Annotated in this window: 7 protein-coding genes and 2 pseudogenes; 6 read left to right on the top strand and 3 right to left on the bottom strand. The window is 63.8% G+C overall.

The features are described 5' to 3' along the window. Positions 1-511 precede the first annotated feature (511 nt). From ACZY0Y_RS19170 to ACZY0Y_RS19155, 4 genes are all read left to right on the top strand, one after another. Positions 512-1,072: a DUF7010 family protein gene (locus tag ACZY0Y_RS19170; protein WP_463959841.1), complete on the top strand. Its 561-nt coding sequence runs from the start codon at positions 512-514 to the stop codon at positions 1,070-1,072. Between the two features lie 78 nt (positions 1,073-1,150). Next, positions 1,151-2,059, top strand: coding sequence for an alpha/beta fold hydrolase (locus tag ACZY0Y_RS19165; RefSeq protein ID WP_463959840.1), 909 nt, complete (start codon positions 1,151-1,153; stop codon positions 2,057-2,059). A 33-nt stretch (positions 2,060-2,092) separates the two neighbouring features. Further along, complete coding sequence (locus tag ACZY0Y_RS19160) at positions 2,093-2,689, top strand: DUF3267 domain-containing protein (protein WP_463959839.1); 597 nt, start codon at positions 2,093-2,095, stop codon at positions 2,687-2,689. 438 nt (positions 2,690-3,127) lie between these two features. Next, entirely contained in the window at positions 3,128-3,442 is a 315-nt protein-coding gene (locus ACZY0Y_RS19155) for a hypothetical protein (protein ID WP_463959838.1), read from the top strand. A gap of 206 nt (positions 3,443-3,648) precedes the next feature. Here ACZY0Y_RS19155 and ACZY0Y_RS19150 read toward each other — a convergent pair. Further along, positions 3,649-3,897 (bottom strand): annotated as a pseudogene (locus ACZY0Y_RS19150) (IS110 family transposase); the annotation flags it as partial. A 300-nt stretch (positions 3,898-4,197) separates the two neighbouring features. Between ACZY0Y_RS19150 and ACZY0Y_RS19145 the strand changes: the two are divergent. After that, on the top strand, positions 4,198-4,887 hold the full coding sequence (locus ACZY0Y_RS19145) for a response regulator (protein WP_463959837.1): 690 nt from the start codon (positions 4,198-4,200) through the stop codon (positions 4,885-4,887). Positions 4,888-4,942: 55 nt separating this feature from the next. Here ACZY0Y_RS19145 and ACZY0Y_RS19140 read toward each other — a convergent pair whose 3' ends face one another. Further along, a complete protein-coding gene (locus tag ACZY0Y_RS19140) occupies positions 4,943-6,616 on the bottom strand; it encodes a GAF domain-containing sensor histidine kinase (RefSeq protein ID WP_463959836.1) in 1,674 nt (557 codons plus the stop codon). A gap of 663 nt (positions 6,617-7,279) precedes the next feature. Between ACZY0Y_RS19140 and ACZY0Y_RS19135 the strand changes: the two genes are divergently transcribed. Beyond that, positions 7,280-8,017, top strand: a complete 738-nt coding sequence (locus tag ACZY0Y_RS19135) for a GAF and ANTAR domain-containing protein (protein WP_463959835.1) — start codon at positions 7,280-7,282, stop codon at positions 8,015-8,017. A gap of 607 nt (positions 8,018-8,624) precedes the next feature. On the opposite strand, the pseudogene ACZY0Y_RS19130 reads toward ACZY0Y_RS19135, so the two are convergent. Next, positions 8,625-8,845: pseudogene (locus tag ACZY0Y_RS19130) on the bottom strand (IS110 family transposase); the annotation flags it as partial.

Raw genomic sequence — 8,845 nt, 5'->3', positions numbered from 1 at the left:
CGTCACGAGATGAGTCGTCCGGCCACAGCAACAAAGCCATACCCGCCTCCCCCGGGTAGCCACGACCCTACAACGGCCACGGAACCACCCGTCAACACCATAAGGACAGCAGAAAAAACAGAAAAAGGCTTCTACAGCCCGAGCGAAGCGAGGTCCATGCAGTAGACCCGGGGCGTCAGCCAAGCGAGGCCCGGAAACCGGAGTCTTCAGGCAGCGCTTGGTTTCCGCTCAAACTGCCATAACCACGACACGCGGCCGGCATCCTCGGGACCCACGCAGGCGGTATGGCCATCACAGCTGCAACACCTGTGGGTTGCAGTCCTACGGCAGGGGAACCACCACGCCTCATATGGTCTAGAGTGAGGGCCAGCGGCCGCTACGGCCGAATCTGGGGGGATGAACCATGATTGCAGCGCTCGTGCACGTTGACAGGTTCAGGATGGACTTTAGGTCCATCGCGCACAACAAAAGAGTTCGGCAAAGATCCGTACTGACAAGCAGGGCCGGATAGGTGTCGATAGCCGAAGCTCAACGCGATGTGCGCCGCGTCTATGCGGGCGGTTTCTACGGTCAGCTGGTGTCCGGGGCGGTGTGGCTGGTGGCCGCCGCGGCGGCCACATGGTTCTCTCCACCGGCTGCTGTCGGCGTACTTTTCTTCGGTGGGGTGCTGATCTTCCCGCTGACGACGCTCGTCATTCGGCTTTCCGGACGACCTTCGTCGTTGCCAGCGGGGCACCCGATGGCGGGCCTGGCGATGCAGATAGCGTTCACGGTACCGATCGGCTTTGTAGTGGTCGTGGCGATGCTCGGCGGTCACAGTGAGCTTTTCTTTCCGGCGAGCATGGTCATCGTCGGGGCGCACTACCTCCCTTTCGTCTTTCTCTACGGCATGCGCCTGTTCGCCGTCCTGTCCGCAGTAATGGTCATAGTAGGTGTTCTTTTCCTGTACGGGCTGCCCGTTCCGTCCGCCGTCGGCGGATGGTTCACCGGCGCCCTGCTCCTGACCTTCGCCTTCCTGCTTCGCGCGTCCGCCCGCGCCTTGGAGAACACAGCGCTAAGCCTGGGACGCTGACGTGGTGAACCGGGCCCCTGCCCGGGTGCCTGCCGACGGTCGCCACCGGACGCCACTGGCACCGCCTGCGGAGGACGTGTGAGGAAGCTGCTGCGGATTCTCGGTGGTGTTGGGCTCGCCGTCGTTGTGCTGGTGGCGGTCTCGAGCGTGAGCAACCTGATCCTCGGCGCGTACGAGACGGCGAACGTTCACCCGTATGGCAAGAGGGTCAGCATCGACGGCGGTGAGGTCAACGTATCCGTGACAGGGGCGGGCGAAAAGACCGTGGTGCTGCTCAGCGGCTACGGCACCGCATCGCCGGTGCTGGACTTCACACCCCTGATCGATGAGCTCGACGACCCCTACACCGTGGTCGTGATCGAACGGTTCGGATATGGCTACAGCGATCTGGATGTCACGCAGCGAACCGTCGCGAACATCTCCAGCGAGCTGCATGACACGCTCTCGAAGCTGGGTGTGAAAGATTCTTACGTCCTGATGGCCCACTCCCTGGCGGGAATTTACAGCCTGGACTATGTGAACCGTTTCCCCGGGGAGGTCTCAGCCCTCGTCACCATCGACGGGACCGTTCCTGAGGACTTCGCCGGAGCGCCGAAGACGGGCCTGGGGGAAAGGCTCCTTTCAATGACCGGCTGGGTGCGGTGGATGACCGCACTCGACCCGGCAATCACCGCACCGTCTGCCCCGGTCGGTGTCTACTCCGAGGGGGACATCGAGCAGATCCGGTTGATGACGATCCGGAACTATGCCAATCCGGCGGTAATCGATGAGAACAACAGGTCCGCGGAGAACTTCGCCGCCGTGTCGGGATTAAGCTACCCCACCGGGCTTCCAGTACTGGCGTTCGTGTCGCAACAACTCATCGACGCCAACACGAGGTGGCGTCCCGCCCACGAGCAGCAACTGGAATTGTGCACCCCGACCACACCCGGTCCGGCGTCGTTCGGGACGAGGGATCCCAGCAGTCGGCCGCGCACAGACGACTAGCCGGAGATCGAACGGACTTCTAAGGAGACAAATATGAGCGATCGGTCCAGTTTGCGGGACACCGTCGAATTGCCGTCCACCTACCTGCAGCATATGACGGTCGACCTCAAGAAAGACAGAAAGTTAGCCGTTGCAGTCCAGGGGATCTTCGTGCTGGTGGTTCTCCTTGCTGTGGCAGCCGCGCTGCTACTCGATCTGCCTCCAGCCACGTCCTGGGGGCCCGCCGTCACCATCCCTGTGACGCTGGCCGCTTGCTTCGTGTACATGGCGGTCCACGAAGCGACGCACGGGGTCGTCTTACAGCTGTTGACCAAGGTAAAGCCTTCATACGCGGTGCGGTTCCCATTTCTGACCACTGGGAACCATGCCTATCTCACTCGCCGGAGCACGGTACTCGTAGCCCTGGCCCCAACCGTCATCTGGGGCTTAGTGCTGGTCGTAGCTTTGCTCACACTCCCGCCGGACTATCTGCTGAGCGCATACATCCTCCTGACTCTGAACTTCGCCGGATCGGCCGGGGACTTCGTCGAGGTCTACGTCGTGTCACGGCAGCAGCACGACGCGCTCGTCAAGGACGACGGAAATCAGATCCACGTATTCGTGCCGGGGAACTCCAGTTTGGCGAAGTAAAACACCGCGACGATAGGGCGTCTCTAGCCTTTGGTCCGCTACTTCCGACGGTGCCCAACTGTTCCTCTGCCTGCGTATCTGTCTCGCAACCGACAGGATTCAGGACGCTCCAGGGTGCACTGGTCGCCCGGGTTTTACCGGCTGCCCTCTCTCCCGCCATGTTTATTGCCTGCTGGCGGAGCATCGCGTAGCTGTGCCCGACGGAACCGGGGCAACCCGCAGGGCAAGCAGCGGATGGATTGTGGGAGGAAATAAGCGCAACGCCGACCCAAGGCAAGAATGCTTGTGCTGCCCGAGCGAAGCGCGGCACGTATCGGTCTTTGGCTCTCGCCTGGCATGCCGGCCATCCGGGACAGATCACTGCAGTGCGCGGTAGCCCGATGAAGAGACGGTGGCCGCTGTGCGGGCGCAGTTGTAGCCTTATGGGAGAGTGCGGGAATGCGTGTCCTGCGATCAAGCAACGGCGTGAAATCCCCGCACTTCTGCGAAGTTCGGGAGGTCAGCGGGTGTGTTCTGATGGATGAAAACCCGCAGGAATTGACTCATGTTGCGTTCCTGCTCGCAGACCTCGAGGTCCATGAAGCGTGGTTGGCGTACTTCGCGTACGGGGGCAACCAGGGCCTGTTGGTCGTCGATGCATATCTGAACGGACTGCTTCCGCTGCCGGCCCAGGACAGCGACCTGCTGGCGCTGGTCCTCAATGAGCGCCTGAGTGACCTCCACCTGCCGCACCTTGCCTCCTACAGCGGCTAAGGACGCATGACCCAGCCTTCAGTCCCGCAACAACAGAGCAGCAACAGAAGAGCGTATGTGGGCCCGACGCGGAGCCTCCCCTTGGCCTTCGACGGGCCGGTGAGGAGGCGCAGCGTCGATGCGGCGTAGCAAGCAGTGGTGAAGGGCGCATAGTGGGACGATGACAAGTTCTTACGACCGGCGCGGCACCATTAGCAGCGGGGCGTCCCGGGAACATATCGAACGAGCGCTCCTGGGTGGGCGACGAGCATCGCTATCAGCAGCGCCGGTCCCCCGTGGTTCAGGTCAGTCGCCCAGATGACTTCTTCGCCGTCGGCGAGTTTCAGGACGGTGGCGATGAGTTCGAGCAGGGCCGGTTCATCGTTGGGGATTTTCTGCGAGAGCAGACGGTTTCCGTCGGCGTCGATCACAACGCAGTGATGATGGGCTTTGCCGGCATCGATACCGGCCCACAATTACGCCAAAACAACCTCCAGTTCTGTCGGATGGGTGGAACCCGGCAGATAACCGCGCCGTCGTGTCCTTATCCGGCGATCATGTCGCGTCTCTCAATCAGCGGTCGGGTCATCGCGGGGCGGCGGGCGGCCAATCCTTCGGAGCCGTCACGACACGAGCGATTCATCATGGTTCTACCGGTTATGGACTTTGGTCCCTGTTGTCCTGCGGCCTGATAGAGAATCATTATCTACCGTGACTTCCGCCGGGGGCGGCCGCACGGCGCGGACCGGGAAGACACTGATCCAAGGAGTAGCTGCATGACGACATCGGTAACAGATACCTGCACGGAAAGGCTTTCACCGGCACCGGTGCGGGTCTTTATCCTCGATGACCATGAGCTCGTCCGGCAGGGCCTCACGGACCTGCTCGAGCACGAGGGCTTCGACGTCGTGGGTGGAAGCGGATCCGCGGTCGAGGCAACCCGCCGTATCCCGGCGCTCAAGCCGGACGTCGTGGTCTTGGACGGACGGTTGCCCGACGGCACGGGCATTGAGGTCTGTCGGGACGTCCGCTCCATTGACCCCGACCTCAAGTGCCTGATCCTGACCAGTTATGACGACGACCACGCACTCCGCGGAGCCGTTCTGGCCGGCGCGTCGGGCTATCTTCTCAAGCAGATCGGCAACAACGAACTCGTAGAGCAAATCCGGCGTACTGCCGCCGGCGAGCAACTTTTCGCCCCAGGGGTCGTAGAACGCATGCTCGAAGCGGTCCCCGAGGCGCCGGCCGACCCGCGGTTGGGGGCTCTGACCCCGCAGGAGAAGAAGGTCCTCAGCCTGATCGCCCGGGGCCTGACGAACCGGCAGATCGGCGAGGAAATGTTCCTGGCCGAGAAGACCGTGAAAAATTACGTGTCGTCCCTGCTGGCCAAGCTCGGCTTTGAACGGCGCACCCAGGCCGCGGTATACGCCACCTCAACGGTCACCACACCGCGCCCCGGAAGGTAACGGGAACACCGAGGAAGGCCTTCGACCGGGGGCCGCGGCACAGCGCTTCGCCGACTCAGCCGGTTGTCGGTACCGTCCAGCTCACCCGGGTACCGTTACCCGGGGAACTGTCGATGAGGCAATGTCCGCCCAATCCCTCGGCCCGGTGCTTGATGTTTGCCAGGCCGCTGAGCCGGGCAGGGTTTTCGAAACCGCAGCCGTTGTCGGTAATCAGCAGTTCAACGGCGCCCCCGTCTGCTGAGAGCGAGACACTTATTTTATCGGCCCCGGAATGTCTGACTGCGTTGCTCAGAGTCTCGGCAAGCACGGCCAGCAGCTGGTTGGCCACGGTCTCGGGCACGGCGTCATCGACCGGCCCGGTCAGCTGCAGATCAGGTGGGACGGCTGCTCCCCTGGCCGCTTCCTGTACCGTGCGCAGAACGTGATCGGTCAGGCGTTCCGTGCCCGTACGGGCGGAGTGAAGTGAGTAGATTGTGTTCCGAAGGTCCCGGATCGTCCCGTCGAGTTCCTGGGTCACGCCCGTGATCCGTTCGTGGGCGGCCGGGTCCGCAGTGTAGCGGCGCAGGGTCTGCAGGCTCAGGCCTGCGGCGAAGAGGCGCTGGATCACCAGGTCGTGGAGGTCCCGCGCGATCCGGTCCCGGTCGGTGAAGAGCACCTGCTCTTCCCGGAGCTGGTTGGCCCGCACCAGGTCCAGTGCCAGGCCGACCTGGGCACCGAAAACGGTACTTGATCTCAGATCGGACTGTGTATAGCCGGCTGCGCCTTCGGCGCGTGCCAGGACAAGGATGCCGTTGCCGGTGCCCTTATGCCCGAGGGAGCTGACCAGGACAGGGCCCAGCTTCTCGGCGGCGTCGGGCCCGAAAACCTCCCTCGGATCACGGGCCGTGGCGGACTCCCCTGTGTCCAGGACCGAGGATGCCAGCGCCGAGGAGGACAGGTCCTGGCCGGCAGGCAGTGACTGCGCCCCGATCGAGGTCCCGCACCGGAGCGCACCATCGATCCCGGGGGAAGCGATGACAGCCAGCACCGAGCCGGAGGTGAGCAGGGCACGTTCAGCAATGAGATCGAGGCTGTCCGGCTGTCTCGGGTGGGAGGCGGTGATCAGCCGCTCACTGATTTCCATTCCCGCCTCCAACCAGCGCTGGCGCCGTGCGCCGTCTTCAAACAAGCGGGCATTCTGGATCGCAACGCCAGCGGCCGCGGCCAGGGCGACCGCCATGTCCTCGTCCTCCTCCGTGAAGTCCTGCCCACCGGTTTTCTCTGTCAGATAAAGATTTCCGAAGACCGCGCCGCGTACGCGGACCGGGACACCAAGGAACGACTTCATCGGTGGGTGCCCTGCCGGGAACCCTGCGGCCCCTGGGTGCTGGCCCAGGTCATGAAGACGCAGGGGTTTGGGTTCGCGGATCAGATGTCCCAGGACCCCGTGTCCGGTTGGAAGATCCCCGATGAGGTCAATGCCGTCCCGATCAATGCCGACCGTAATGAAATGGCTCAGCAGGCCGTCCTCGCCAATGACGCCGAGCGCCCCGTACCGGGCACCGAGCAGGTCACACACCGACTGCACAACCCGGTCCAGCACGGCCTCAAGGCTAAGGTCCTCCGCGAGCGAGACAACCGCGGTCAGAAGGCCTTCCATGTGTTCCTGGGTTTGCATCAGCGCATCGGCCCGGTCGGTGAACTCCCCGACGAGTTCATGCATCCGCCGGCTCATGGACTCACGCCACATCCGTGCCCACCCGCCGAACGCCGCCAGCGATTCGGTGGGCGGGAACCAACACCGGACGAAGGAGCGTCGGCGGAGGCTGCGGGGCTGGTGGAGGGACGTTCACGGGAATCTCCTAGGGTCTCCGGAAATTATCCGGACGGGCCTGGAAGGCTCATTGTAGGTCAGCCCCAGGCTGATGCTGCTCCCAACCCTACGGGAAGGGCCAAAACGGTCAAGGTTCCGAGGTGCCACCGGTTTCAGGCAGGAGCTCTCACAGCTACGAACATAAATAAAGGAACGCATGTCCATCACCGGGCACACCGGCCCGGGTTGGCCCCCTCCACAGCTGGACCCGATGTCGGGTTGCTATACGCCGGTGTCCGGACCAGGCGAGACGGGTTGTCAGCCGGGATGCCTGGCGCGTTCCTTACACGGACGAGGCTTGCGCGCAGTCGTCGGGGCGGTGTCTCCGACGGGTTCGTGATGTAGCCGGCGTGGCCTGTCAGGACGAGGCGTTCCCGACGGCCAGCTCCTGGACACGGAGCCGGCAGGGCAGCCTTTTGGGGTCAGCCGCCGCGGGCAGCTTCCCCTCCCCGGTCACCGGTGGATTCAATAACAGCGTCAGGCCGGGCACCCGGATATGAAAATGGCACACACGGGCCCCTGGCGTCGTATTCTGAGGCCATGACAAGTCCTTCCGATGAATCCGCCGTCTCAGACCTTCAGGACCTCATCACGGAGTCCGGCACCGTGAGCGAGTTCCTGAACGAACTAACGCTCTTCGCAGCCCGGACCATTAGCCCGGCCATCGGCCATCCGGTCGAGTGCGCCGTGGCGTTGCGGCGGCGCCGGCGCACCATCACGATCGCCGGAAGCAGCGAGGAAGCCCGCACCCTGGACCAGATCGAGCAGGCCCTCGGCGCCGGCCCCTGCATGCTGGCACTGGAAACCAACACCACGGTCCTGCTCAACGACGTCAACGGCGACCCGCGCTGGCCCGACTTCCAACGCGAACTCACAACCCGCGGCTACCACGCCGTCCTCGGAATCCCGCTCGAGCTCGGCAAAGATTCCTGGGCCGCGCTTGACCTGTTCGCTCCCGCCGCCGGGGCCTTCACCCCGGCGTCCATCGCCATCGCCGAAGACTTCGCCAGGATCGCCGGCGACGCATTGCGCCTGGCAGTCCGGATAGGAACCGAACAGCTCCTGGCCGAAGACCTTAAAGCCGCCATGAGAAGCCGGTCAACGATCGACCTCGCCTGCGGGGCCATCATGGCCCAAAACCGCTGCAGCCAGGAAGCGGCCTTCGCCATCCTGACCCGGGCCTCAAACAGCCGGAACAAAAAACTACACCTCGTGGCCGAAGAACTGCTGCTCGGGCTCTCCGGCAACGTCCCGCCAGACACCCGGTTCGATCCCTGAACACCACCCTGACTTCCCCGCTCTTCCAAACAACACGCACAGGGGATCGCACACGCCGCCCTCATCCAGACGTGCCCTCGCCCCGGCCGGCGCTGCCAGGACCCGCTCCGCGGAGAAGCGCCACAGCGCTGACCGTATCAGTGACGTTCTGACCGGTTTCCTGGCACGGCCGGTTCCTGTGATTGGCCTGGAGGGCAAGCAACAGCACGTCCCAAGCGGGCAACTGCCCGGAAGGTGCGCCGCCGTCGCCCGGTCATGCGTTGCTAGAGCGGAGGCCAATCTTCACGCCGGTAACCGAAAAAACTTCCACCGGGCGTCATCGACGGCCCGGGCCTCTCCCAGAATCGGAAGACCGGGTCCGACGCTTCCGCTGCCGGACTGCCTTCCCCGTTGCCGGGAACACAAGCATGATCTGAATCTCCGGACATGGGTGCTCCCGTGGTCTCCCTGATGGGACACCGGCTCGAATACCGTACTGCCTTGCACCACAGGTCACGCTAGCCCCCCCGGAACGAGACTTAAACAGGGCCTTAGTGCCGTACTCGCCGCCGTTCGCAGTATTCCTCGTTGTCTATCCCCGGTGACAGCAGGATCGGACCATCGTCCGTCAAGCAGCCAGCCGTGGTTCCGACGTCGGGGCGGGGGTGTAGGTGGTGCCGTCACGGAACATGGCCCAGAGGACGTTGAGGCGGCGCCGGGCAAGGGAGAGCATGGCCTGGATGTGGGTTTTGCCTTCGCCGCGTTTGCGGTCGTAGTAGGCCCGTGAGGCGGGGCAGCTCTTTAGGGCCGAGAGGCCGGAGAGGTAGAAGACGCGCAGGAGCCGGCGGT

This window comes from Pseudarthrobacter kochi, from assembly GCF_055412805.1.
This window is presented reverse-complemented; position numbering and strand designations above follow the sequence as displayed.

What these genes read in the sequence shown, in the direction of transcription:
- ACZY0Y_RS19160 (WP_463959839.1), top strand. Translation starts at nt 2,093, where the DNA reads ATGAGCGATCGGTCCAGTTTGCGGGACACCGTCGAATTGCCGTCCACC.
- ACZY0Y_RS19155 (WP_463959838.1), top strand. Translation starts at nt 3,128, where the DNA reads ATGCGTGTCCTGCGATCAAGCAACGGCGTGAAATCCCCGCACTTCTGC.
- ACZY0Y_RS19145 (WP_463959837.1), top strand. Translation starts at nt 4,198, where the DNA reads ATGACGACATCGGTAACAGATACCTGCACGGAAAGGCTTTCACCGGCA.
- ACZY0Y_RS19140 (WP_463959836.1), bottom strand. Translation starts at nt 6,616, where the DNA reads ATGTGGCGTGAGTCCATGAGCCGGCGGATGCATGAACTCGTCGGGGAG.
- ACZY0Y_RS19135 (WP_463959835.1), top strand. Translation starts at nt 7,280, where the DNA reads ATGACAAGTCCTTCCGATGAATCCGCCGTCTCAGACCTTCAGGACCTC.